The 24,173-nt window shown below is 71.6% G+C and carries 19 protein-coding genes; 13 read left to right on the top strand and 6 right to left on the bottom strand.

What is annotated here, in order from left to right; all coding sequences use genetic code 11:
• Nucleotides 1–106 precede the first annotated feature (106 nt).
• The 8 genes from ACFYPA_RS01070 (at nucleotide 107) to ACFYPA_RS01035 (ending at nucleotide 8,284) form a co-directional block, all read left to right on the top strand.
• On the top strand, nucleotides 107–892 hold the full coding sequence (locus ACFYPA_RS01070) for a CoA transferase subunit A (RefSeq protein ID WP_359312037.1): 786 nt from the start codon (nucleotides 107–109) through the stop codon (nucleotides 890–892).
• Entirely contained in the window at nucleotides 889–1,536 is a 648-nt protein-coding gene (locus tag ACFYPA_RS01065; protein ID WP_359312040.1) for a CoA transferase subunit B, read from the top strand. Before ACFYPA_RS01070 ends, ACFYPA_RS01065 begins: the two co-directional genes overlap by 4 nt.
• 61 nt (nucleotides 1,537–1,597) lie before the next feature.
• Entirely contained in the window at nucleotides 1,598–2,395 is a 798-nt protein-coding gene (pcaH, locus tag ACFYPA_RS01060; protein WP_359080052.1) for a protocatechuate 3,4-dioxygenase subunit beta, read from the top strand.
• Nucleotides 2,395–3,009 carry a protocatechuate 3,4-dioxygenase subunit alpha gene (gene pcaG, locus ACFYPA_RS01055; RefSeq protein WP_359080054.1) on the top strand — a complete coding sequence of 205 codons (615 nt, stop codon included), beginning with the start codon at nucleotides 2,395–2,397 and terminating at the stop codon, nucleotides 3,007–3,009. Before pcaH ends, pcaG begins: the two co-directional genes overlap by 1 nt.
• Nucleotides 2,978–4,423: a 3-carboxy-cis,cis-muconate cycloisomerase gene (gene pcaB / locus ACFYPA_RS01050; protein WP_389128595.1), complete on the top strand. Its 1,446-nt coding sequence runs from the start codon at nucleotides 2,978–2,980 to the stop codon at nucleotides 4,421–4,423. Before pcaG ends, pcaB begins: the two co-directional genes overlap by 32 nt.
• A gap of 130 nt (nucleotides 4,424–4,553) precedes the next feature.
• Nucleotides 4,554–5,744 (top strand): alpha/beta fold hydrolase, encoded by a 1,191-nt coding sequence (locus tag ACFYPA_RS01045; RefSeq protein ID WP_359312046.1) that lies wholly within the window; start codon nucleotides 4,554–4,556, stop codon nucleotides 5,742–5,744.
• Nucleotides 5,745–5,747: 3 nt separating this feature from the next.
• Nucleotides 5,748–6,923 carry a 4-hydroxybenzoate 3-monooxygenase gene (locus ACFYPA_RS01040; RefSeq protein WP_389128592.1) on the top strand — a complete coding sequence of 392 codons (1,176 nt, stop codon included), beginning with the start codon at nucleotides 5,748–5,750 and terminating at the stop codon, nucleotides 6,921–6,923.
• Nucleotides 6,924–7,054: 131 nt separating this feature from the next.
• A complete protein-coding gene (locus ACFYPA_RS01035) occupies nucleotides 7,055–8,284 on the top strand; it encodes an MFS transporter (protein ID WP_389128589.1) in 1,230 nt (409 codons plus the stop codon).
• Between the two features lie 45 nt (nucleotides 8,285–8,329).
• On the opposite strand, the gene ACFYPA_RS01030 is transcribed toward ACFYPA_RS01035, so the two are convergent.
• On the bottom strand, nucleotides 8,330–9,286 hold the full coding sequence (locus ACFYPA_RS01030; RefSeq protein ID WP_359351787.1) for a TauD/TfdA family dioxygenase: 957 nt from the start codon (nucleotides 9,284–9,286) through the stop codon (nucleotides 8,330–8,332).
• A 703-nt stretch (nucleotides 9,287–9,989) separates the two neighbouring features.
• Here ACFYPA_RS01030 and ACFYPA_RS01025 point away from each other — a divergent pair.
• Nucleotides 9,990–11,609, top strand: a complete 1,620-nt coding sequence (locus tag ACFYPA_RS01025) for an MFS transporter (RefSeq protein WP_389129286.1) — start codon at nucleotides 9,990–9,992, stop codon at nucleotides 11,607–11,609.
• A 39-nt stretch (nucleotides 11,610–11,648) separates the two neighbouring features.
• Here the strand turns inward: ACFYPA_RS01025 and ACFYPA_RS01020 are convergent, their stop codons facing one another.
• Together ACFYPA_RS01020 and ACFYPA_RS01015 are read right to left on the bottom strand one after the other, a co-directional pair.
• Nucleotides 11,649–12,017 (bottom strand): VOC family protein, encoded by a 369-nt coding sequence (locus ACFYPA_RS01020; RefSeq protein ID WP_389128586.1) that lies wholly within the window; start codon nucleotides 12,015–12,017, stop codon nucleotides 11,649–11,651.
• Between the two features lie 35 nt (nucleotides 12,018–12,052).
• On the bottom strand, nucleotides 12,053–12,826 hold the full coding sequence (locus ACFYPA_RS01015; protein ID WP_359080068.1) for an oxidoreductase: 774 nt from the start codon (nucleotides 12,824–12,826) through the stop codon (nucleotides 12,053–12,055).
• A 79-nt stretch (nucleotides 12,827–12,905) separates the two neighbouring features.
• On the opposite strand from ACFYPA_RS01015, the gene ACFYPA_RS01010 reads away from it, so the two are divergent.
• Entirely contained in the window at nucleotides 12,906–13,487 is a 582-nt protein-coding gene (locus tag ACFYPA_RS01010; RefSeq protein WP_359080070.1) for a TetR/AcrR family transcriptional regulator, read from the top strand.
• Between the two features lie 30 nt (nucleotides 13,488–13,517).
• Here ACFYPA_RS01010 and ACFYPA_RS01005 read toward each other — a convergent pair whose 3' ends face one another.
• Together ACFYPA_RS01005 and ACFYPA_RS01000 are read right to left on the bottom strand one after the other, a co-directional pair.
• Complete coding sequence (locus ACFYPA_RS01005) at nucleotides 13,518–15,677, bottom strand: MMPL family transporter (protein WP_389128583.1); 2,160 nt, start codon at nucleotides 15,675–15,677, stop codon at nucleotides 13,518–13,520.
• Nucleotides 15,678–15,860: 183 nt separating this feature from the next.
• The gene (locus ACFYPA_RS01000; protein ID WP_359080074.1) at nucleotides 15,861–18,152 is read right to left on the bottom strand and encodes a glycoside hydrolase family 3 N-terminal domain-containing protein; all 2,292 of its coding nucleotides are present in this window, start codon (nucleotides 18,150–18,152) and stop codon (nucleotides 15,861–15,863) included.
• Between the two features lie 130 nt (nucleotides 18,153–18,282).
• On the opposite strand from ACFYPA_RS01000, the gene ACFYPA_RS00995 reads away from it, so the two are divergent.
• Both ACFYPA_RS00995 and ACFYPA_RS00990 read left to right on the top strand, forming a co-directional pair.
• A complete protein-coding gene (locus ACFYPA_RS00995; protein WP_359312065.1) occupies nucleotides 18,283–18,882 on the top strand; it encodes a TetR/AcrR family transcriptional regulator in 600 nt (199 codons plus the stop codon).
• A gap of 284 nt (nucleotides 18,883–19,166) precedes the next feature.
• Nucleotides 19,167–22,163 carry a carbohydrate binding domain-containing protein gene (locus tag ACFYPA_RS00990; RefSeq protein ID WP_359312068.1) on the top strand — a complete coding sequence of 999 codons (2,997 nt, stop codon included), beginning with the start codon at nucleotides 19,167–19,169 and terminating at the stop codon, nucleotides 22,161–22,163.
• Nucleotides 22,164–22,257: 94 nt separating this feature from the next.
• Here the strand turns inward: ACFYPA_RS00990 and ACFYPA_RS00985 are convergent, their stop codons facing one another.
• Nucleotides 22,258–23,142, bottom strand: coding sequence for a carbohydrate kinase family protein (locus ACFYPA_RS00985; protein ID WP_359312070.1), 885 nt, complete (start codon nucleotides 23,140–23,142; stop codon nucleotides 22,258–22,260).
• Nucleotides 23,143–23,332: 190 nt separating this feature from the next.
• Here ACFYPA_RS00985 and ACFYPA_RS00980 point away from each other — a divergent pair, with 190 nt between their 5' ends.
• On the top strand, nucleotides 23,333–24,154 hold the full coding sequence (locus ACFYPA_RS00980; protein WP_359312072.1) for an alpha/beta hydrolase: 822 nt from the start codon (nucleotides 23,333–23,335) through the stop codon (nucleotides 24,152–24,154).
• Nucleotides 24,155–24,173 lie beyond the last annotated feature (19 nt).

Here is a 24,173-nt window from a genome sequence, read left to right as displayed (position 1 = left end):
ACGCCGACCGTTGACAGGGCTCCGGACGGGCGGCAGACTCCGTGCCGAGAATAGTGAAAGAAACTTCACTCTGCGAACTCTTTGCGAACAAGTGAGGAACGGTCCCATGGACAAGGTGGTCGCCTCCGCCGCGCAAGCCGTGGCCGACGTGCCGGACGGTGCCTCCATCGCGGTGGGCGGCTTCGGACTCAGCGGCGTCCCCGACGCGCTCATCGCGGCCCTTCACGAACGGGGCTCCGGGGACCTGCGCGTCGTCTCCAACAACTGCGGCGCGCAGGACTCCGGGCTCGCGGTGCTGCTCGCCGCCGGCCGGATCAGCCGGGTCACCGGCTCGTACATCGGCGGCAACAAGGAGTTCGCCCGCCAGTACCTGGCCGGCGAGCTGGAGCTCGAACTCATCCCGCAGGGCACCCTCGCCGAACGGCTGCGCGCCGGCGGGGCGGGCATCCCGGCGTTCTACACCCCCGCGGGGGTCGGCACCCTCGTCGCCGACGGCGGAATGCCCTGGCGCTACGACGGGAACGGCGGTGTCGCGCTCACCTCGCCCGCCAAGGAGGTGCGCGACTTCGACGGCACCCCGTACGTCCTGGAACGCGGCATCCGCACCGACTTCGCCCTCGTCAGGGCGGCAAGGGGGGACCGGCACGGGAACCTCGTCTTCAACAAGTCCTCCCGCAACTTCAACCCGCTCGCCGCCATGGCCGGCCGCATCACCATCGCCGAGGTCGAGGAACTGGTCGAGCCCGGCGAGATCGACCCCGACCACGTGCACCTGCCCGGCATCTTCGTCCGGCGCGTCGTCGCGCTGAGCCCGGAGCAGGCCGCCGACAAGAGGATCGAGCAGCGCACCGTGACACCACGGACCAACCCGGACGAGGGCGGCCACCGATGAGCTGGAACCGCCAGGAGATGGCCGCCCGCGCGGCCGCCGAACTCCGCGACGGCGAGTACGTCAACCTGGGCATCGGGCTGCCGACGCTGATCCCCAACCATCTGCCCGAGGGCGTGCACGTCGTCCTCGAATCCGAGAACGGCATCCTGGGCACCGGCCCGTTCCCGTACGACGAGGACGTCGATCCGGATCTGATCAACGCCGGCAAGGAGACGGTGACCGTCCTGCCGGGAGCCTCGTTCTTCGACTCGGCGCTCTCCTTCGGCATGATCCGAGGCGGACACATCGACACCGCCGTGCTCGGCGCCATGCAGGTCTCGGCCCGCGGCGACCTCGCCAACTGGGCAGTCCCCGGCAAGCTCGTGACCGGGATCGGCGGCGCGATGGACCTCGTGCACGGCGCCCGCCGCGTCATCGTGACGATGACCCACACAGCGAAGGACGGCAGCCCGAAGATCGTCGAGGAGTGCGGCCTCCCGCTCACGGGCCGCGCCTGCGTCCACCGGATCATCACGGATCTGGCCGTTCTCGACGTGACCCCCGACGGGCTGGTCCTGGTGGAGACGGCACCGGGCGTCGACGTCGCCGAGGTGCTCGCCAGGACCGCCGCCCCGGTCCGCGTCGCCGAACAGACCATGCCGTGAGACCCGGCCCGCCCGCACCGCCCACCGCCGCCCCCGTACAGGGAAGGAAGCACCCACGTCCATGAGCTCCCCCTCCGCCCCGGCCGCACCCCGAGCACTCGACCAGGCCGACATCACCGCCGAGATCACCGATGCTCACGAGAAGTACGCCACGTCCCTCGCCGCCGGCGCACCCGCGCGCCCGCACCCGGCCCGGGACTACGCCCCCTACCGCAGCAGCACCCTGCGGCACCCGAAGCGGCCGCTGATCGCCATGGGCGCGGACCCCGAGGCCGTCGAACTGTCCGGCCCCGTCTTCGGCGTCACCGACATCACCGAACTCGACCACGACCTGACCAGGCAGCACCACGGGGAGCCGCTGGGGGAGCGGATCACGGTCACCGGGCGGGTCCTCGACCGGACGGGCCGTCCCGTGCGCGGCCAGCTCGTCGAGATCTGGCAGGCCAACGCATCCGGCCGCTACGCGCATCTGCGCGACCAGCACCCCGCCCCCCTCGACCCGAACTTCACCGGCGTCGGCCGCTGCCTCACCGACGCACAGGGCGCGTACTCCTTCGTCACCGTCAAGCCCGGCGCCTACCCGTGGCGCAACCACACCAACGCCTGGCGCCCCGCGCACATCCACTTCTCGCTCTTCGGGGCCGCGTTCACCCAGCGCCTGGTCACCCAGATGTACTTCCCGGGCGACCCGCTCTTCGCCTACGACCCGATCCTCCAGTCCGTCACCGACGACGACGCCCGCGGCCGTCTCGTCGCGGCGTACGACCACGACCTGTCCACCCCCGAATGGTCGCTCGGCTACCGCTGGGACATCGTCCTCGACGGTCCGTCCGCCACCTGGATCGAGGAGGGCCGCTGATGTCCGCCGCCATACCTGCCGCCGTAGCCGTGCCCGCACCCGGCGAGCTCCCGCCCACCCCGTCCCAGACCGTAGGCCCCTTCTACGGCTACGCCCTGCCCTTCGCGGGCGGCGGCGACATCGCACCGGCCGGCCGGCCCGACGCCGTGGTCCTGCACGGCCACGTCCTCGACGGGGCCGGTGCCCCGGTGCCCGACGCCCTCGTGGAGGTATGGCAGCCCGCACCCGACGGGTCCCGGCACGGGGCGCCCGGATCGCTGCGCCGCGACCCCGTGACGGGGGCGGTCATCGGCCGCCACCCCGTCGCGTTCACCGGATTCGGCCGGGTCGCGACCGACGCCGACGGGCACTACACCGTCACGACGCTGCCGCCGGGCGGCGCCCCGTACCTCGCGATCGTCGTCTTCGCGCGCGGTCTGACGCACCACCTGCACACCCGCGCCTATCTGCACGACGCCCCCGGCCTGACCCGGGACCGGCTGCTCGCGGGGCTCCCCGAGGCGCGGAGGGCGACCCTCGTCACCACGCCGGAGGACACCCGCATCCACCGATTCGACATCCGTCTGCAGTACGACGGCGTACATGAGGAGACGGTCTTCCTTGACTTCGGGTGACGCACGGGGTGACGCGGCGGCCGACGTCGGCCTGCTGGCACCGGTCAGCGCCGGCACGGCGGTCGAGGAAGCGACGGGCGACGCGGCGTACGTACGCGCCCTGCTCGACGCCGAGACGGCGCTCGTCCGCGCCCAGGAAGCGCTGGGGCACGCCCCGCCAGGGGCGGCGGACGCCGTCGCCTCGGCGGCCGCCGACACGGCCCGGTTCGACCCGCGCTCCCTGGCGCTGCGGGGCCGGTCGGGCGGCAACCCCGTCATCCCGCTGGCCGCCGACCTGACGGCCGCTGTCGCCGAACGGTCCCCGCGGGCCGCCGCCCACGTCCATCGGGGTGCGACCAGCCAGGACATCCTCGACACGGCCGCCATGCTGGTGGCGTCCGAGGCCCTGCACCTGATCCTGGCCGACCTGGACCGGGTCGCCGCCGCCCTCGCGCTCACCGCCGCCGAGCACCGTGACACGCCGATGGCGGGCCGCACCCTCACCCAGCACGCCGTGCCGACGACCTTCGGCCTCAAGGCGGCGGGCTGGCGCAGCCTGGTCCTCGACGCCCACGACCGGATCGTAGCGGTCCGGGCCGCCCTCCCGGTCCAACTGGGCGGCGCAGCCGGGACACTGGCGGCCTTCGCGGTCTTCGCGGAGTCGGAGGACGACGCGGATGCGGGAAAGGCCCGCGACGCCGCCCTCGGCCTCGTCGAGGCCTACGCCTCCGCGACCGGGCTGGCCGCCCCGGCGCTGCCCTGGCACACCCTGCGCACACCGGTCGCCGACCTCGCGGGAGCGCTGGCCTTCACCGCCGGGGCCCTCGGGAAACTCGCCGCGGACGTCCTCGTCCTGTCCCGTACCGAGATCGGCGAGGTGGCCGAGAGCACCGGCGGCGGATCGTCGGCGATGCCGCACAAGGCCAACCCGGCCCGCGCCGTCCTCATCGCCGCTGCCGCCCGCCAGGTCCCCGCGCTCACGGGGATCCTGTACGCGGCCCTCGCCGCAGAGGACGAACGCCCGCCCGGGGCGTGGCACGCCGAATGGCAGCCCCTGAGGGAAGCGCTGCGCGCGGTCGGCGGAGCCGCCGACGCGGCGGCCGCCCTGGCCGAAGGGCTGCGGGTCCACCCCGGGCGCATGCGCGCGAACCTCGACGCGAGCGGCGGACTGATCGTCAGCGAACGGCTCGTCGCCGTCCTCTCGGCGAGGACCGGACGGGAGCGGGCCCGCACGGCGGTGACCGAGGGCGCCGCCCGCGCGGCCCGCGAGGGAACCCCCCTCCACCAAGCACTGGCCCAGGACCCGGCACTGGCGGACGTGACGGCGCCGGACGAACTGAGGACCCTCACCGACCCGTCCGCGTACACCGGATCGGCCGGCCCCCTCGTCGATCGCGCACTGCGCCGCCACAGCGGGGGGACGGTTCCGCGATGACGCGCGGACCGCACACCACGCCCCCGGCACGCATCGGCTGCCCGGCGGCCGCAGCGCACCCACACCGTGACCGTCCGGCAGCTGCCGCCGGCCACTCATCGCACCCGGCACCGGCCGGCCCAGGAGCCCCATGACCACCCCGAACACACCCACGGCACGGCTTCTCCACCACCAGGTGGACGGCCCCCTCGCCGCGCCGCCGCTCATCCTCGGCCCGTCCCTCGGCACCACACTGTCCGTCTGGGACGCCCAGATCCCCGCCCTGGCCCGCGGCCACCGCGTCGTCCGCTGGGACCTGCCCGGTCACGGCGGCACCCCCGCCGCACTGTTCCCGGCGGACGGTGACGTCGCCGAACTGGGCCGTCAGGTCCTCCGCCTCGCCGACGCCCTCGGCATCGACCGGTTCGCGTACGCCGGCATATCCCTGGGCGGAGCGGTCGGGACATGGCTGGCCCTCCACCACCCCGACCGGATCACGTCGCTCGCGCTCGTCTGCTCCTCGGCGCGCTTCGGCGAACCGGCGGCGTGGCGCGCACGCGCCGCCCTCGTACGGACCCAGGGCATCGGCCCGGTGGCCGACACCGCGGCGGCCCGCTGGTTCACCGCGGACTTCGCCGACAGCCCCGCCGCCCGCGCCGCCCTGGCCGGCCTGCGGCACGTCGACCCCCTCGCGTACGCCGCCCTGTGCGACGCCCTCGCCGCCCACGACCTGCGCGGCGCACTCGCGCACATCACCGCCCCCACGCTCGTCGTGGCGGGCCGCGACGACCCCGCGACCCCGGTCGCCCACGCGCGCGAACTGGCCGACACCATCCCCGGCACGACGCTGGTCGAGCTCCCGGGAGCCTCGCATCTGGCCCCCATCGAGCGGCCCGCGCCCGTGACGTCGGCGCTGCTCAGCCACTTCGCGGCCGCGACAGCCACCGATGACGCGTCCCGACGCGGCGCGGGGCTCGCCGTACGCCGCACTGTCCTCGGCGACGCGCACGTCGACCGGGCCATCGCCCGGACCACGCCCTTCACCGCCGTCTTCCAGGACTTCATCACCCGCTACGCCTGGGGCGAGGTGTGGACCCGGCCCGGACTCGACCACCGGACCCGGCGCTGTCTCACACTCACCGCCCTGGTGGCCCGCGGCCATCACGAGGAACTGGCCATGCACCTGCGGGCCGCGCTCGTCAGCGGCGACCTCACACCCGAGGACGTCCAGGAGGTCCTGCTCCAGGCAGCCGTCTACTGCGGAGTCCCGGCAGCCAACGCCGCGTTCGCCGCGGCGGACCGGATCATCGCCGAAATCAGCCAAACCGCGGAGGAGAAGTAGTCCATGCACACGACCGTGGGAATCATCGGCGGCGGACCGGCCGGGCTGCTGCTCGCCCGTCTGCTGCACCGCTCGGGGATCGACTGCGTGGTCCTGGAGAGCCGCGACCGCGCCTACGTCGAACAGCGCCAGCGCGCCGGAATCCTCGAACAGCCCACCGTCGACGCGCTCCGCGAGGCCGGTGCCGCCCGACGCCTCGACGCCGAGGGACTGGTGCACGACGGCATCGAACTGCGCTGGGGCGGCCGGTCCCACCGCGTCGACTTCCCCTCACTCACCGACGGCCGCCGGGTGTGGGTCTACGCCCAGACCGAAGTGGTCAAAGACCTCATAGCCCTGCAGCTGGAAGACGGCGCACCGCTGTTCTTCGACGCGAAGGTCACCTCGGTCGAAGACGCCGACACCGACCGGCCGACCGTCCGCTATTCCCACGAGGGCCGCGAGGCGCTGCTCACCTGCGACTACGTGGTGGGCTGCGACGGATTCCACGGAGTCACCAGGACCGCGATCCCGGCGGCAGCGCAGCGCACCTACGACCGGGTGTACCCGTACTCCTGGCTGGGCATCCTGGCCGACGTACCGCCGTCCTGCGACGAACTGATCTACGCCCATTCGCCGCGCGGCTTCGCCCTGCACAGCATGCGGTCGCCCGAGGTCAGCCGGCTCTACCTCCAGGTGCCCAACGGCACAGACCCCGCCGACTGGTCCGAGACACGGATCTGGGACGAACTCGACGCCCGCTTCGCCGTGGACGGGGACTGGAAGCTGCGGCGCGGCCCCATCACCTCCCAGTCCGTCCTGCCGATGCGCAGTTCCGTCACCGAACCCATGCGGTACGGCCGGGTGTTCCTCGCCGGGGACGCCGCCCACATCGTTCCGCCGACCGGGGCGAAGGGACTCAACCTGGCGGCGGCCGACGTCGTCGTGCTGGCCCGCGCCCTGGCGCACCGGCACGCGACCGGATCGTCCGACCTGCTGGACAGCTACTCCGACACCTGTCTGAGCCGGGTGTGGCGGGCCGAGCACTTCTCGTACTTCATGACCACCACGCTCCACACCGACCCGGAACAGAGCGGCTTCGACACCCGGCTGCAGATCGCGCAGCTGGACAGGATCGCCGCCTCGCCGCTCGCCGCCGCCGAACTCGCGCAGAACTACGCGGGACTGCCCCTGCCATAGGGTCCGGCGCTCCCTGGACCAGCACCTGCGCCGGCACTTCTGCGACTGGGTGAAGACGGCCGAAGTGGCCCACGCGAGTGGCGCTGAATTGCCCCACACGCGTGAGCCGCCCGTTGCGTAACGTCAAGGCCATGCCGAACCCACTGCCACCGACCGGGCCTCAACGCACGCTTGCACTGGCGCAGTTGAGCAACTCCGTCGGCGACGGCGCGTACTACGTCACCTCGGCCCTCTACTTCACCCATGTGGTCGGGATCGGCCCCGCCAGGATCGGGCTCGGCCTCACCGTGGCCTGGGCGGTCGGTTCCTTCGTCGGGGTACCCCTCGGCCGGATCGCCGACCGCCGGGGCCCGCGGGGAACGGCGGTCCTGCTCGCCCTCGCGACCGCTGTCGCGGTCGCGTCCTTCCTCGTCGTGCGCGACTTCGCACTGTTCCTCGCGGCCGCCTGCCTCTACGCCACCGCGCAATCGGGCCTGGCGGCCGCCCGCCAGGCCCTCCTCGCCGGCGTGGTCGCCAAGGAGGAGCGCACCGGTGCGCTCGCCCATCTGCAATCGACGCTCAACGCGGGCCTAGCCGTCGGCGCCGCACTCGGAGGCATCGCCCTGTCCGCCGGAACCACGGCGGCCTACCTCGCGGTCTTCGCCGTCGACGCCGTGAGCTTCCTGCTCTGCGCCCTCGTCCTGCTACGGCTGCCGCCAGTCCCAGCGGTGAGCGGGGACCGGAGCGTGAAGCTCGCGGTGCTGCGGGACCGGCCGTACGCCGTCGTCACGCTCCTCAACACCGTGCTGCTCCTGCGCATGCCGCTGCTCAGCCTCGGCCTGCCGCTGTGGATCACCGAGCGGACCGAGGCTCCCGAATGGGTGGTCTCCGCGCTCTTCGTGCTCAACACCGGCGCTGTGATGCTCTTCCAGGTCCGCACCGCGCGCTCCGTGAACAGCATTCCCACGGCGGCCCGCGCGCTTCGCCGGTCCGGCGCTCTCATGGCCCTGACCTGCACCGTCTTCGCCATGTCGGCGGCGGACTCCCCATGGGTGGCGGTGACCGCCCTGGCCGGCGGCTCCGTACTGCTGGTCGCGGCCGAGATGCTGCACTCGGCCGGCTCCTGGCAGCTCTCCTTCGACCTGGCGCCGGCGGGGCGGACCGGCGAGTACCAGGGCTTCTTCGGAACCGGCGTCACCGTCGCCCGCACGCTGGGGCCCCTGCTGCTCACCGCGCTGCTGGTGGGGTGGGGCACGGCGGGCTGGCTGCTGCTCGGGGGGACGGTCCTCGCCGCGTCGTACGCGCTGGGACCGGCCGCCCGGTGGGCGGCGGGGGTGCGAGCCGCGACCGTTCCCGCACCGGCCGTCGCGCGGGGCGCCTGAGCGGTCGCCCGGGCCGCGCCGCGCGACGGCGTCGAAGGGTGAGGGTCAGCGATCGGTGCCCGGGACCGTCGAGGCTCCGGACGCGATGCCGAAGGACGGGTCCGGCACCGCCCCGGGGCTGATGAGGGTGGAATGGCGGCCGTCGGTGCCGACGGGGACGTCGCCGTCGATGGTGACGCGCCGCAGCTTGCGCTCATGGGTGTCGGAGTCGTCCACCCCGTAGTGCTGGGTGGCGCGGTTGTCCCAGATGGCGACGTCGCCCACCTGCCAGTCCCAGCGCACCGTGTTCTCCGGGCGTTCGATGTGGGACTGGAACAGATCGACGAGGGCGCGGGAGTCGTGGCCGGTCAGCCCGGTGATCCGCTGGACGAAGTTGCCGAGGAGCAGGACGCGTTCACCGGTTTCGGGGTGGACGCGGACCACGGGGTGCTCGGTGAGGAACTTCGTCGAGGTGAACACCTTCCGGTAGGTGGCGAGCGCCTCCGGGAGCGCGTTCGGCCGCAGGGCGACATAGTCGTAGTCGTTGGAGTGGACGGCCCGCAGGCTGTCCGCCAGGGTGCGCAGCTGCTCGGGCAACTCGGCGTAGGCGGCAGCGGTGTTGGACCACAGGGTGTTCCCGCCGTACGGCGGGATGACGACGGCGCGCAGGATGGAGAAGGCCGGGTAGGCGGGGACGAACGTGACGTCGGTGTGCCACTGGTTGGCCCGGCCACCGTGGTCGGAGTCGATACCGAGCGAATAGCGGCCGTCGGCGGACGGGACGGTCGGGTGGGCGACCGGGGTGCCGAGCAGTCGGCCGAACGCCTCGTGACTGTCCTCGTCCAGATGGTCCTGGCCGCGGAAGAAGACGACCTTGTTGGCCAGGAGCGCCGCCCGGACGGCTGTGACGGTCTCCGGTGCCAGATCCCCGCCGAGACGGACGCCGGAGATGACGGCGCCGATGCGGCCGCCGAGCTTCTGGACGGTAACGGAGGGAGCGGGAGCGGTGGTTGTGGAGGTCATGGCAGATTCCTTTCGAAAGACACGCGTGTACGCCGGCCGCTCGAGACGTCCGTCCGGCAGCGAGTCGGTCAGCGCGGGAGCGGCAGCGAGGAGCGCGTGTGGCGTCCGCGGACGGACGGGATGCCGTCCGTGGAGCGGAGGTGTGGGTGGGAGAACCGTCCGGAGCGCCGTGCGGGGCAGCCCGGTCAGGCGGCGGTACAGCGGCCCGGACACCCGGGCGGCATTGCGGTGCGGCCGGCGCGGGCGGGCCGCGCATCGGTGGGGACCGTCGCGAACATGTTCCGGAGACTCGCAGCGCCCCGTTGCGTACGTCAAGCGCGTCGACGGGCGTCGGCAGCGGTGCGGTCGGTGCCTTGGCGAAGCTCTCGCCCCCTCCGGCAGGGCGCTGCCAAATGGCCTCCGAGCTGCGAGTTTCCCTTCCGGCCGGGTGGGATCACCACTTCGCCCCGACGTCGGGTGCGTACTCGGCGGCGAATTCATGGCACCGTAACGTTGCGCCGCACGCCGGTGTGGTCGAAGAGGGCGGCAGGGACTCCGTGGCCCGCTCGCACGCTGTGCCGATCCGCAGCAGAGGCTGTGCGCGCACTCCGTGCCTGCCGGGACGCCGGCTCGTCCCGCCCGATTGGCGGCAGCCGACGGGCGGAGCTAACGTCGGGGGAGTGAACGACCGCGTTCACTGACGGCTTGAGTGGCAAGCAATCCCATGACGGGCTCCCACGCGACATCCCAGCGGGCTGCCGAATCCCCGAAGAAGGGACGAGGCAGCGGGATCGCCCTACTCGTCATCTGCTCCTGCCAGTTGATGGTGGTCCTCGACATCACCATCGTGAACATCGCGCTGCCGCACATCCAGACCTCACTGGGCTTCTCCACCGAAAACCTCTCCTGGGTGATCAACGCCTACACCCTGACGTTCGGCGGACTGCTTCTGCTCGGCGGGCGTCTGGGCGACATCCTCGGCCGTCGCAGAGTGTTCATGTTCGGCGTGGCCCTCTTCGTCTTCGCCTCCCTGCTCGGCGGTCTCTCCCAGGAGTCGTGGCAACTGCTCGCCGCCCGCTCCCTCCAGGGTGTCGGAGGTGCGATCGCCTCGCCGACCGCCCTGTCCCTGATCACCACGACCTTCCGCGAAGGCCCGGCGCGCAACAGGGCGTTCGGCGTGTTCGCAGCCGTGTCGGCGGGTGGCAGCGCCATCGGGCTGCTGGCGGGCGGCGTACTGGTGGAGTGGCTCGACTGGCGGTGGATCTTCTTCGTCAACGTCCCCATCGGTCTGCTGATCGTGCTGGCCACACCCCGCTTCATCCGGGAGTCCGAACGCCATCCCGGTCACTTCGACGTGGTGGGTGCGCTCACCTCGACGCTCGGCATGGTGTGCCTCGTCTACGGATTCATCCGGGCGTCCCAGGACGGCTGGAGCGACGTTCTCACCCTGGGGGCCTTCGCTGCGGCCGTGGTCCTGCTCGGCCTGTTCATCGCGATCGAGAGCCGGTCGCGGCAGCCCATCACACCGCTGTGGATGTTCCGGGACCGCAACCGCGCGGGCACGTACGGCATGATGCTGAGCCTGGCCGCCGCGATGTTCGGGATGTTCTTCTTCCTGACCCTGTTCGTCCAGAACATCCTCGGCTTCAGTCCGCTCAAGGCGGGTCTCGCCTTCCTGCCGGTCAGCGTCATCATCGCGATCGGCGCGGGCATCGCCTCCCAGTTGCTGCCCAAATGGGGCCCCAAGCCCTTCATGGTGACGGGTGCGGTCCTGGCCGCCGTGGGTCTGGGCTGGCTGACGCGGACCGACGTCGACAGTACGTACCTGGGCAGCCTCCTGGGCCCCATTCTGGTGTTCGGTCTCGGCATGGGACTGCAGTTCGTGTCGCTGACCCTGATGGCCGTCTCCGGAGTGGCGCCGAAGGACGCGGGCGCGGCCTCCGGCATCCTCAACACCACCCAGCAGGTCGGCGGATCGCTCGGCCTCTCCATCCTCGTCACGGTCTTCGGCACGGCCAGCCGCAACGAGGCCACCGACCAGGTGCCGAAGTTCCTCGCGGACGCGACGCCGGCCCAGCTGGCGGAGTTCCGCCGGACCGGGGAGCTCCCAGGATCCTGGGGCGACCAGGTCCTGGCATCGGGCGTCTCCACGGCGTTCGTCGTCGCCGCGGTCTTCGCCGTCGTCGCCGCCCTGATCGCCCTGATCGTCATTCAGGTGCGCCCTTCGGACGTGGAACGCCTGCGCGGAGACGGTGCGGTGCCCGGCGCGGCGGAGCGGACGGAGAGCGGGGAGGGCGCCGGAGTGCCGGGCCGGCCCGGTGAACGACCGGGGCCGGAGCACTGACTCCGGCTCGAAGGGGCTCTTCGGCGCCCGGTCGCGGAGTCACGCCGAACGAAGGCAGAAGGGGTGACCGGCGGGGCTGGCGTACACGCGGGAGCCGTGCGGGGCGGAGGCGACGACATCGTCCGTCGGCCGCAGCCGCCGGCCCCCGGCATCGAGCACCCGCTTGTCCGCGGCACCCACGTCGTCCGTGGCGAGGTCGACGTGCATCTGCTGGGAGATCCCGTCGGGCCACTGCGGCGAGGCATGCTCGGGGGCGTACTGCACCACGAGCACCGGGAGGCCGTCGGTCTGCAGGAAGTGGTGCGTGGGCGTCCTCGTGACCGAGCCGCCGAGCAGTCGATGCCAGAACGAGCTCTCGCTCTCCAGGTCCGCAGTGTCCACGATCAGTGACGTCAGGCTGAACTTCATCGTTTCGCTCCTCGATTCCTGTTGCGCACGGTGACTCAGACCGTGGGGATGATGCCGCCGTCGACCCGGAACTGAGCACCGGTGAGCCATTTGGCGCGGCCGGAGGCGAGGAACGCGATCATCTCCGCGACGTCCTCGGGGTCGCCGGGGCGCCCCATCGGCACCTTCAGACGGTCCACGAGCTGCCGGGTGACGTCGTCGACGCCGACCCCCTGACCGTCCGCCATCTGCTGGAGGTGCCTGGCCGCACCCTCGGTGACGACGAAGCCGGGCAGGACGCACACCACGCGCACGCCGTGCTCTCCCACCGCGGTCGCCAACTCGCGGCTGTAGGTGTTGAGCGCCGCCTTCGCCGCGGCGTAGGACGCCTCGGCAGGCTGGGGGAGGTGGCTTGCGATGGAGGAGACGTGCACCACGACGCCGGAGCCGCGCTCGACCATGCCGGGAACCAGGGCCCGGTCGAGACGGACCGCGCCGAGCAGGTTCACCTCCAGGTCGGCGAGCCAGGACGCGTCGGACCGCTCCAGGGTGGGCACCGTTCCGCTCGCGGCCCCGGCGTTGTTGACCAGCACATCTATGCCCCCGACGCTCTCCAGCACGCGCCGCCCGAGCTCTGCCACCCCCTCGGCCGAGCGCAGGTCGGCGCGAACGAACGTGGCGGGCAGGTCGTCCGGAGGCGCCGTTCGTGAGGCCGTCAGCACCGTGGCACCGGCTGCGGCGAAGCGACGGGCCGTCGCCTCGCCCAGGCCTCGGCTGCCCCCGGTGACCAGCACGCGCAGGCCGTCGAGACCTTCATCCGCGATCGTCATGGCCGTACTCCCTAGGTAAAGTGAACCTGACTCCGGAAACTGTACACAAACGGAGTCCGACTCACCTTATGGAGGTCCGTTGCCGTCATCACGTCCGCTGCGCGCCGATGCCCGCCGCAACCGCGAAGCCCTCCTGGCCGCGGCGCGTACGGCGTTCCTCGCCGACGACGACGCTCACGTGGAGGAGATCGCCCGTCGTGCAGGCGTCGCCGTCGGCACCCTCTACCGGCATTTCGAGACGCGTGAGACGCTCGTCGCCGAGGTGTACCGCCAAGAGGTTGCCGAGCTCTGCGCAACCCCCGCCCGGCTGCTCGGGCAGCACGCCCCGGACGAAGCCCTGCGCACCTTCCTGCTGCTCCTCGTGGAGCACGCGGCAGTGGGCCGAGGGATGGGGGAGGTGCTGGAGAGCATCATGGCGACCGACTCGCCGGTCTTTGACAGCACGCGCGAGGAGATGGCCCGCGCGCTCGACGGACTGCTCGCCGCCGGCGTTGCGGCCGGCCTCGTCCGCGAGGGTGTCAGCGGCCGCATCGTCCTGCGCGCCCTCGGGGGCATCTGCGGGCTGCGAGCCGACGGCTGGAAGGACGATGCGGTACGCATCGCCACGATCCTGTACGACGGGTTGCGCTACGGTGCGGCGAACGACGGCCGGACCGCGTGAGCCCGGTGAGCGGCCGCGTTCATCCCGCGGTCAGTGATCCTGCGCCTTCGTCGTCCCGGCTCCCGCCCTCCGTGCCGCCGTCTCCTTCTCGCGCGCCAGCGGGCTGGGCCACCACACCCGCGGTCCGATGTCGAGGAACAGGGAGGTGACCAGCACGGACCGGACGACGAACGTGTCCAGCAGCACGCCCAGGGCCACCGCGAAGCCGATCTCCGCGAAGGCCACGACCGGCAGGGTGCCGAGCACCGCGAAGGTGCCTGCGAGCACCAGGCCGGCCGACGTGATCACCGCTCCGGTGGCGGCGAGGCCCGCCACCACTCCCGCGCGGGTGCCCTGGAGCACCGCTTCCTCGCGGATCCTCGTCGAGAGGAAGATGTTGTAGTCGATGCCGAGGGCCACCAGGAACACGAAGACGAACAGGGGGAAGTCCGTCGACTCGCCCGCGTACTCGAAGACGTGGCGGAAGGCCAGCGCGCTGATGCCGAGCGCGGCGGCGAACGACAGCACCACCGTCGCGACCAGCACCACGGGCGCCACCACCGCGCGCAGTAGCAGGCCCAGGATGATCAGCACCACCAGCAGCACCAGCGGAATGATCAGCCGGTTGTCGTGCCTGGTCGCGGCGTCCATGTCGAGCAGGGCCGCGGTGCTGCCGCCCACCTGGGCCCCGGCGCCCGGTACCACGTGCACCGCGTCGCGGACCCGCTCCACCGTGTCCTTGGCCGCGTCGCTGTCGCCCGGGTCCGTCATCGTCGCCTCGAGGATGACCTGGCCGTCCGCCACCGGCCGGGCGCCGGGCGGCGTACCGACCGAGCCGGGCACCACCCCGGGCGTGGTGGCCACCGCGGCCCGGACAGCCCTGGCGCGGTCGGCCGCGGAGACGATCACCAGGGGATCACCGCTGCCTCCGGGGAAGTACCGGTCCTGGATCTCCTGGCCGGTGATCGAGTCCGGCTTGCCGGTGAACGAGTCGGCGTTGCTGAGGCCGGAGGCGCGCAGTTGGGTCAGCCCGAGGGACAGGGCGGCGAGCACCAGCGCGGTGGCGATCCAGATCGTGCGGGGGCGGCGTGCCAGCCGGCCGCCCATCCGCGCCCAGACCCCGTGCTCGGTCGGCTCGGCGGATCCGAAGTGCGGGATCACCGGCCAGAAGACCCACCGGCCGAAGATCACCAGCAGTGCGGGCAGGAGCGTGAGCATGGCGACGAGGGCGACCGCCACACCAATCGCGGCCACCGGCCCGAGCCCCCGGGTCGAGTTCATCTCCGCGACCAGCAGCACCAGCATGCCGAGCACCACGGTGCCGCTGCTCGCCAGCACGGCCGGACCGGCCCGGTGCAGCGCCCGCGCCATCGCCTCGTGCCGGTCCTCGTGCCGGCGCAGTTCCTCCCGGTAGCGGGCCACGAGCAGCAGGGCGTAGTCCGTGCCCGCGCCGAACACCAGCACCGTGAGGATGCCCGCGCTCTGTCCGTTCACGGTCAGGCCCGCGTGCGCGGCGAGCAGATAGATCACCGCCTGCGCGCTGAAGAGCGCGGCCACGACCGCGATCACGGGCAGCAGGAGCAGGGTCGGACTGCGGTACGTGATCAGCAGCATCACGATCACCACCGCCAGCGCGGCGAACAGCAGCGTCGAGTCGATGCCGGAGAAGGCCTCCGCGGAGTCGGCCGTGACACCGCCGGGGCCGGTCACGTGCACGGCGAGACCGCCGCTGCTCGTTCCCACGATCTTCCGGACGGAGTCGACCGCGGGACGGATCTGCTCCCAGCCCTTCTCGCCCATCGTGATGGGTACGAAGACCTGCGCGGCCGAGGGGGCGGCCTGCTCGTCGTAGACGGGGCCCCGGGTCTGGGCGCCCCGTACGCCGTGCGTGTCCAGGGTGCGCAACTGCCGCGTGTCGTCGACGATCCGGGCGTTGTCCGCCCCGGTCAGCCCGCCCTCACGGGCGTACACGACGATGGCGGTGATGACCTCGGGCCTGAAGTCCTTCGAGCTCTCCAGGACCTGGGTGGACTCCGCGCTGCTCGGCAGCCAGGAGGTGGCGTCGTTGTCCTGGGCGTCGGTGAGCTTCTGGGCGAGCGGGGACGCGATGACGAAGACGATCAGCCACAGGACCACGACCAGCCATTTGGTGCGCCGGCCGCAGATGAGGGCGGCCACCCCCGGTCGTCCGCGCCGCTGTACGTCCGGCATGCCACTCCCCGTACTTCGTCGTGAGTGACGTCGTCATCGAGGGGATAGCGGCGCCGGAGCGGCCCGCACAGCGCCGATACCGCAACGTCACCTGTTCGCAGGTTCCGTGCGGAGACAGTAGGCGGCATGCCGCGGGCCGCCCCCGCCGACATGCCGCCCGACCGCTGCGGGGCCCCGCTTGGGCTACCCCTTGACCGTGAACCCGGCCCGCAGCAGGACCGCGTCGCGCGACGACGGACCGACGAGGAGCTCGAACGCACCCGGTTCCACGATCCGCCGGCCCCCGGCGTCCACGAGGCTGCACTCGGCGACCGGCAGGTCGATGAGGACCTCGCGCGCCTCGCCGGGAGCCAGTGGCACCTGACGGTAGGCCTTGAGCTCCTTCTCCGCCCAGGTCACGGAGGTCACCGTGTCGCTGACGTAGGCCTGCACGGTCTCCAGCGCGGGACGCTCACCGGCGTTGCGGACGGTGACACGCGCCCGCAGTGTGTCACCCGGACCGAGGACGTCGGTGAGCACCTCCAGATCCGTGTAGGAGACCGTCGTGTAGCTGAGGCCCTCGCCGAAGACGAACGCCGGGCGCTGCGTCAGGTCGGCGTAGCGGGTGCCGTGCTGGCCGCGCACCTGGTTGTAGTACGTCGGCTGCTGCCCCGCATGACGCGCGAAGGAGATGGGCAGCCGCCCGGACGGCTCGACGAGGCCGAGCGCGAGTTCGGCGACGGCCCGGCCGCCGAGCATCCCCGGGTTGAAGGCGTGCACGATCGCCGCGGCGCGGTGGGCGGACGGCGGCAGGACGAGCGGCTTCGAGCTGATGACGACCACGACGAGTGGCTTGCCCGTCGCGGCGAGCGCGTCGAGCAGCGCGACCTGGCCGCCGATCAGCTCCAGGGTCGCCGTGGAGCGGCCCTCACCCACGAGTTCGATGCGGTCACCCACGACGGCGACGACGTAGTCCGCCGCCTGCGCCGCGGCGACCGCCTCGGCGATCATGGCCTCGGACGGTTCCGCCGGGACGACGATCTCCGGCCGGGGCTGCCCGTCGGGGAAGAAGGCGCCCTCCGGGTCCGGCCCCACCGTCAGGATGTCGGCGCCCCGGGCGTGCGTGACGGTCCAGCCGTCCGGCACATGCTCACGGAACCCGTCCAGCACGGTACGGATCATGGCGCGCGGATGCCCGTCCGGGAGCCAGTCCGCCTGGCCCGACGAGCCCGCCCAGTCACCGAGCTGGGTCTGCGCGTCGTCGGCGTTGGGCCCGATGACGGCGACCGTACGCGGCGCGGAGCCGGCACCCGCGACCGCGCGGCCGTCGGGACCGGCCTCGAACCCGCCGGCCAGCGGCAGCGTCCCGTCGTTGGTCAGCAGCACCAGTGAGCGGCGCGCCGCTTCGAGGTTGAGCCCGGCATGGTCCGCGCTGCCGATCACCGCCGCCTGGCGCTCACGGTCCGGGTGGCGCGGATTCTCGAACAGGCCCAGCTCGAACTTGAGGGTGAGGATGCGCCGGACCGCCGCATCGATCTCGGCCTCGTCGAGGCTGCCGGTGGCGACCGCTTCCTGTGCCCCTTCGAAGAACGCCGGTGTCGTCATCACCATGTCGTTGCCCGCGCGGACCGCGGCGGCGGCGGCCTGCGTGTGGTCGGCGTACACGTGTTGCTCCCACACCATGCGGCCGACGTTGTCCCAGTCGGTCACCAGCGTCCCCGTGTAGCCCCACTCGCCGCGCAGCACCTCGTTCAGCAGCCAGTCGTTGACCGTGACCGGCACCCCGTCCATGGACTGGTAGCCGAGCATGAACGACCGGCAGCCCTCACGGGCGACGCGCTCGAACGGCGGCAGGAACCACGACCGCAGTTTGCGGCGCGAGATGTCGGCCTCGCTGGCATCCCGGCCGCCCTGGGTCTCGGAGTACCCCGCGAAGTGCTTGGCGCACGCGAGGATCGCCGTCGGATCGTCCAGCCCGTCGCCCTGGTAACCGCGCACCATCGCCGAGGCGAGCTCGCCGATGAGGAAGGGGTCCTCCCCGAACGTCTCGCTCACCCGGCCCCAGCGCAGGTCCCGCGTGATGCACAGGACCGGCGAGAACGTCCAGTGGACCCCGGTCGCGGCCACCTCCACGGCCGTCGCCCGGGCGATGCGCTCCACCAGCTCCGGGTCCCAGGTCGCCGCCATGCCGAGCTGAGTGGGGTAGATCGTGGCCCCCTCCCAGAACGAGTGACCGTGGATGCAGTCCTCCGCGACGAGCAGGGGGATGCGCAGCCGGGTCCGCCCGGTGAGCGCCGCCGCCTCCAGGACGCGGTCGGGGGAGGCATGGAGGATCGATCCCGCGTGCATCCCCTCGATGAGGTCGTGCACCCCGTCCTTCGCGTTCAGTTGGAGCATCTGCCCGACCTTCTCCGGCAGCGTCATCCGGCCGACGAGGTCGGCGACGCGCTCCGGGACGGACAGGGCGGGGTCGAGATAGGGCAGGGAGGAGCCCACGGGAGTTCCTTTCACAACGTCGGTGACGTTCTGGGGGACCACCGTACGCCGAATCCCGACCGGGTGGTAAGTATGTGGGTGTGCGACCGTACGCAGGAGTGCCGTCCGACATGACCGGGGAGAGTGGCGAGTGACGGGTGAGGCGCGTCGTGGCTACGCGAAGGGCCGCGCCAAGCGTGTGGAGATCCTCGACCAGGCCATGAGCCTGTTCGGCGAGGCCGGCTACCGGGGTGCCTCGCTGCGCGTGATCGCGAATCGCTGCGGCATCTCGCACCCCGGTCTGCTGCACCACTTCCCCACGAAGGAGTCGCTGCTGCTCGCGGTCCTCGAACACCGCGACGACGTGGACGGCCAGTGGCTCTCCGTCGGCGGTCCGACGGGCGTGGACCGCCTGCGCCGGCTGATCGGCCTCGCGGCGCTGAACGCCGAACGGCGGGGGATCGTCGAGCTGTTCACCGTACTCGCCGCCGAGGCCACCTCCGCCGACCACCCCGCTCACGGCTACTTCGTGGAGCGGTACCGCGACTCGGTCATGACCACCGCCCTCTCCTACGCGGAAGCCCGCGACGCGGGGGCCCTGCGGGACGAGATCGCCCCCGATGAGGCGGCGCAGCAGTTGATCGCACTCATGGACGGACTCCAGACGCAGTGGCTCCTCAGTGGCTGCGAGACGGACATGGCGGGCGTGCTGCGCGCCCATGTACAGGCGCAGTTGACCGTACGGCTCTGAGCGGCGGCGGCAGGGGCGGCGGGCGGGCCTGAACGCCATCCTCCGCTTGAGGAGAGCCCGCCGCAGAGCGCCGGACCTCTTTACGGCCTTGTCATGTGCCGGTAACTTTCCGAACTGCAAGAGATTGCAGCAACATTCCGGCTGGAGTTTCAGTCGCCCACGCACATCCATCGTCAGGGCCTTGAGGCGCGTCAGGGTTTCCGGCGGGACGGCGCAGGTCCCCGACTCCTGCGTCCTGGACGCCACGGCTTCGCCGTCGTCGTGGCCCTTCCCTGGAGACACCGATGAAACGCACCCCTCACCGGCTGCTGAGACGCCCCCTGGCGGCAGCCACGGCCGCGGCAGCAGTGCTCGGCCTGTTCGCCGCGCTGCCCGGAACCCCTGATCTCGGCGCGCAGCCCGTCGCCGCCTCCGAGACCTCCACGACCGTCTTCTACTACACCAAGACGAAGAACTGGACCGCCTACAACCTGCATTACGCCCCGGACGGGGGCTCCTGGACCGCGGTGCCCGGCGTGGCCATGGAGGGCGCCTGCACCGACTGGGTCAAGAAGACGGTGCCGCTCGGCGCCGCGCAGGGGCTGCGGGCGACCTTCAACAACGGCTCGGGTGTCTGGGACAACAACGCCGGCAACAACTACGACCTGGGCAGCGGGAACATCACCGTCAAGGACGGGGTCGTGGCCCACAGCGACCCGTGTGCGGGAACCGGTCCGGACCCCAGCCCGAGCCCCGACCCGGGCGCGGGGACCGCCTCGGTGTACTACTCGACGGCCACCGTCGGCTGGACGACCACCAACCTGCACTACCAGCCCGCGGGCGGCTCCTGGACCGCGGTGCCCGGGGTCGGTATGGAGCCCGCCTGCACCGGCTGGGTGAAGAAGACGGTCGACCTCGGCAACGCCGCCTCGATGCAGGCCGTGTTCAACAACGGCAACGGCATCTGGGACAACAACAACGGCGGCAACTACACGATCCCCGCGGGTGTCAGCACCGTGAAGGACCGCGTGGTCGTCAAGGACGCCGAGGACCCGTGCGTCGCCGAGCCCCCGGACACCGAGGCGCCGACCGTGCCCACCCAGGTGACGGCCAAGGCCGACGGGGTGGCCGTCGTCCTCACCTGGGAACCCTCCTCCGACAACAGGAAGGTGACCAAGTACCAGGTCACCCGGACCGGAGGCGCCAAGGGCAGCGTCGTCACCGACGTGAGCTCGACGGTGCTCTCCGAGTCGAACCTCGAGGAGAACACCGCCTACGCCTACACCGTCAAGGCGGTCGACGCGGCGGGCAACACCTCCGCGGCGTCCACCCCCGCGAAGGCGACGACGGGTGTCAAGCCGCCGTCGGCCGCCCAGGGCAGGCCGCTGGGCACCGACCCGCGCAAGGATCCGATCTACTTCGTCCTCACCGCCCGCTTCAACGACGGGGACGCGACCAACAACCGGGGCGGCAGCCAGGACGTGAAGTCCGGCAACGCGGCCAACAACGATCCCATGTTCCGGGGTGACTTCAAGGGTCTGGTCAACAAGCTCGACTACATCAAGGGGCTCGGCTTCTCGGCCATCTGGATCACCCCGGTCGTCCTGAACCGCTCCGACTACGACTACCACGGCTACCACGGCTACGACTTCTACAAGGTCGACCCCCGACTGGAGTCCGCCGGAGCCTCGTACCAGGACCTGATCAACGCGGCCCACGCCAAGGGCGTCAAGATCTACCAGGACGTCGTCTACAACCACTCCTCGCGCTGGGGCGCCAAGGGCCTGTACACCCCGACCGTCTACGGGGTCCGGGACAGCCAGTGGAGCTGGTACTACGACGAGAAGAACGAAGGCTTCGAGTACGACGGACTCACCGTCGACCCCAAGAGCGGAAAGTCGTACTACAACGGCGATCTGTGGTCCACGGCCGAACCCGCGGGCAACACCTGTCTCAACTGGGGCAAGCCGACCGGGGCCACCTCGCCCGAGGGCTACAAGATCTACAACTGCCAGTGGCCCAACCCGACGTCGGGCATGTTCCCGAAGGAGTACTACCACAACTGCTGGCTGGGCAACTGGGAGGGCGAGGACTCCCGCTCGTGCTGGCTGCACGAGGACCTGGCCGACTTCAACACCGAGTCCGCGCCGGTCCAGAACTACCTGATCGGCGCCTACAACAAGTACATCGACATGGGCGTCGACGGATTCCGCGTCGACACGGCTGTCCACATCCCCCGCACCACCTGGAACCGCCGCTTCCTGCCCGCGATCCAGGAGCGGGTCACCCAGCAGTTCGGCGCCGAGGCCGCGAAGAACTTCCTGGTCTTCGGCGAGGTCGGGGCGTTCGTCAACGACAAATGGAACCGGGGTTCGGTCAACCACTCCGCGCAGTTCTTCACCTGGAAGGAACGCAAGGAGTACGCCGCCGACGACGCCAAGGCCGCGCTGGAGATGTACGACTACGAGGAGCAGCTCGGCACCGGTGCGCAGCCGACCTCGGACAACGCGTTCCTGAACGGCAACACGTACCACGTACCGGACCACAGCAAGTTCTCCGGCATGAACATCATCGACATGCGCATGCACATGAACTTCGGTGATGCCACGAACGCCTACAACAACGGCAAGGACTCCGACGACTCGACCAACGACGCCACCTACAACGTCGTCTACGTCGACAGCCACGACTACGGCCCGAACAAGAGCAGCGAGCGCTACACGGGCGGCACCGACGCCTGGGCCGAGAACATGGCCCTGATGTGGACGTTCCGTGGCATCCCCACCCTCTACTACGGATCGGAGATCGAGTTCCAGGCCGGCAAGCGGATCGACTGCGGCCCGACCTGCCCGCTGGCCACGACCGGGCGCGCCTACTACGGGGACCACCTCGCGGGGAACGTCACGTCCTCGGAGTTCTCCAAGGTCGACTCCGCCAGCGGTGAGGTCGCCAACACCCTGGCCAAGCCCCTGGTCAAGCACGTTCAGCGGCTCAACCGGATCCGCCGGGCCGTGCCCGCCCTGCAGATGGGCCAGTACTCCACCGAGGGCATCAGCGGCCAGATGGCGTACAAGCGCCGCTACACGAGCGGCACGACGGACAGCTTCGCACTGGTCACCGTGACGGGCGGAGCCTCGTACACCGGGATTCCGAACGGTACGTACAAGGACGCCGTCACCGGCGACACGCGGGTCGTCACCGACGGAAAGCTCACCGTCGCCGCCCCGGGCAAGGGCAACATGCGCGTCTACGTGCTGAACGGGCCGGGCATGATCGGTACCGCGGGCCCCTACCTGAAGTAGGAGTGTTGTAGCGGGACTTGCCCAGTTGGGCCTGCGCCCCGGCGGACCGGACCCATCCGGCCCGCCGGGGCGCGGTCGTGACTCGTGGGGGCGGCTACGAGCCGCCGTCACCGGCCAGCAGGCCCTCCCGGCCGATCATGGCGGTGGAGCCCGGCGCCGTACAGGCGAACGCTCCGGCCACCGCGCCCAATCGGGCGGAGGCGAGCGCGTCCCGGCCCTCCAGCGTCCCGTACAGGAAACCCGTGACGAACGCGTCGCCCGCGCCGTTGCTGTCGACCACCGGCGCGGGTGGCACGGTCGCCGGTACGTGGAGCGGCTGCGGGCCGCCGTCGCGGGTCAGGACGTAGGAGCCCTCCGCACCCGCCGTGGCGACCACGGTCCCGGCGCGGCCCTCACGCAGGATCTCCCGCATCAGCGCGGGCGTGCGGTCACCCGTCGCCGCCGCGCTGAAGAACACGACGTCGGACCGGAGCGCGAACTCCCGCTGATGGTCGGCCAGTCCGTCCCAGTCGTGCAGATCGGTCGAGACCGGAACACCGAGGGCCTCGATGTCGTCGTAGAGGAAGCGCGTGAAGTTCATGATGGACAGATGCACATGGCGGGCGCGCCGCAGCCGGGGGAGATAGAATTCCTGCGGCATGCGCAGGTCCTCCGGATCGCGGGCGTCGTAGAACGACATCCGCCGGCCCGTCGCGTCCACCAGGTTCACCGCCCGGCGTGTGCCCGCCGCCGAGATCAGCGGATGGAACTCCACATCGCCCTTGGCCAGCCGCTCGCGCACCTGCGCCCCGGTCCAGTCGTCGCCGATGCAGTCGAGCAGCGCGACGTCCAGCCCCAGTGCACGGGCGCCGAGGGCCACGTTGCCGCCGGTGTGACCCGGCCACTCCTCGATCGGGCCGACCATCACCGAGTCGGCGAGCGGGACCGGCAGGGCGTCGACGCGGACGATCGTGTCCACCCCGCTGCCGCCGACCACCAAGACGTCGTATTCCGTTAGTTGTTGGACCACTGTGCCGCCTCTCGATTCCCGCCGTGATCAGTATGGCCGATCCTCCGTGAGGGTGGCTGTCCCGTCCTGGCCCCATGCGGGCGATGAGTTCCGGCCGTGGACGCAGTCCCCACTGGTGTCACCGCGAACGCGGACGACCCCAAGCGAAGGACGGCCTGCCATGACCACCACCCACACGATCGGCGTTCCCGGCGGGATCCTGTACTACGAGCTCCGCGGCACCGGGCCCGTCCTCGTCGTCACCGGCTCGCCGATGGACGCCCCGGCCTTCGCCCCGCTGGCGGACGCCCTCCGCGACACGTACACCGTCGTCACCCACGACCCCCGCGGCGTCTCGCGCAGCACCCTCGACGACATCGAGCAGGACTCCACGCCCGAACTGCGGGCCGACGACCTCGTCGCGATCCTCGACGACCTCGGGGCGCGGTCCGCCGACGTCTTCGGCTCCAGCGGGGGCGCTGTGACCGGACTGGCGCTCGTCGCACGGCACCCCGCCCGGGTACGGACCCTCGTCGCCCACGAACCCCCGCTGCTGGAGCTCCTCCCCGACGCGGCCGAGCAACGCGCGGGCGTCGACGACCTCGTCGAGACCTTCCACCGGGAGGGTCCGGGCGCGGCATGGGCGAAGTTCATGGCCAGGGCCGGGTTCGACACCGGGGACGGGGACGGCGGCGATCCGGGCGACGCGCAGGGACCCGACCGGGGCGAGCCCTCGGCGCGGGACCTCGCCGGCGCGGCGCGCTTCTTCGGCCACGAACTCCGCGGGACGACCCGCTACGTGCCGGACACCGCCGCACTCACGGCCGGACCCGCCCGCGTGGTCGCCGGGATCGGCGCCGCCTCCGGTGATCTGCTGACGTCCCGGACCACCACGGCGCTCGCCGGTCTCCTCGGCACCCCGGCGGTCGAGTTCCCCGGCGACCACGGCGGCTTCATGGTGCAGCCCGCGGAATTCGCCGAGGTGCTGCGCAGAACCCTGTGAGACGAGCGGTCCGGGCGGC

Origin of the sequence: Streptomyces sp. NPDC005775, assembly GCF_042871565.1 — a bacterium.
Lineage (GTDB): Bacteria > Actinomycetota > Actinomycetes > Streptomycetales > Streptomycetaceae > Streptomyces.
Note: the sequence above shows the minus strand (reverse complement) of the source record. Positions and strands in the feature narration are given on the sequence as shown.

Bases quoted from the DNA above. Each gene is read 5' to 3' on its own strand.
- ACFYPA_RS01065 (WP_359312040.1), top strand. From the start codon at position 889: ATGAGCTGGAACCGCCAGGAGATGGCCGCCCGCGCGGCCGCCGAACTC.
- ACFYPA_RS01025 (WP_389129286.1), top strand. From the start codon at position 9,990: ATGACGGGCTCCCACGCGACATCCCAGCGGGCTGCCGAATCCCCGAAG.
- ACFYPA_RS01045 (WP_359312046.1), top strand. From the start codon at position 4,554: ATGACCACCCCGAACACACCCACGGCACGGCTTCTCCACCACCAGGTG.
- ACFYPA_RS01005 (WP_389128583.1), bottom strand. From the start codon at position 15,677: ATGCCGGACGTACAGCGGCGCGGACGACCGGGGGTGGCCGCCCTCATC.
- ACFYPA_RS00990 (WP_359312068.1), top strand. From the start codon at position 19,167: ATGAAACGCACCCCTCACCGGCTGCTGAGACGCCCCCTGGCGGCAGCC.
- ACFYPA_RS01030 (WP_359351787.1), bottom strand. From the start codon at position 9,286: ATGACCTCCACAACCACCGCTCCCGCTCCCTCCGTTACCGTCCAGAAG.
- ACFYPA_RS00980 (WP_359312072.1), top strand. From the start codon at position 23,333: ATGACCACCACCCACACGATCGGCGTTCCCGGCGGGATCCTGTACTAC.
- pcaH (WP_359080052.1), top strand. From the start codon at position 1,598: ATGAGCTCCCCCTCCGCCCCGGCCGCACCCCGAGCACTCGACCAGGCC.
- pcaB (WP_389128595.1), top strand. From the start codon at position 2,978: ATGAGGAGACGGTCTTCCTTGACTTCGGGTGACGCACGGGGTGACGCG.
- ACFYPA_RS01040 (WP_389128592.1), top strand. From the start codon at position 5,748: ATGCACACGACCGTGGGAATCATCGGCGGCGGACCGGCCGGGCTGCTG.
- ACFYPA_RS01070 (WP_359312037.1), top strand. From the start codon at position 107: ATGGACAAGGTGGTCGCCTCCGCCGCGCAAGCCGTGGCCGACGTGCCG.
- ACFYPA_RS01035 (WP_389128589.1), top strand. From the start codon at position 7,055: ATGCCGAACCCACTGCCACCGACCGGGCCTCAACGCACGCTTGCACTG.
- pcaG (WP_359080054.1), top strand. From the start codon at position 2,395: ATGTCCGCCGCCATACCTGCCGCCGTAGCCGTGCCCGCACCCGGCGAG.
- ACFYPA_RS01015 (WP_359080068.1), bottom strand. From the start codon at position 12,826: ATGACGATCGCGGATGAAGGTCTCGACGGCCTGCGCGTGCTGGTCACC.
- ACFYPA_RS01020 (WP_389128586.1), bottom strand. From the start codon at position 12,017: ATGAAGTTCAGCCTGACGTCACTGATCGTGGACACTGCGGACCTGGAG.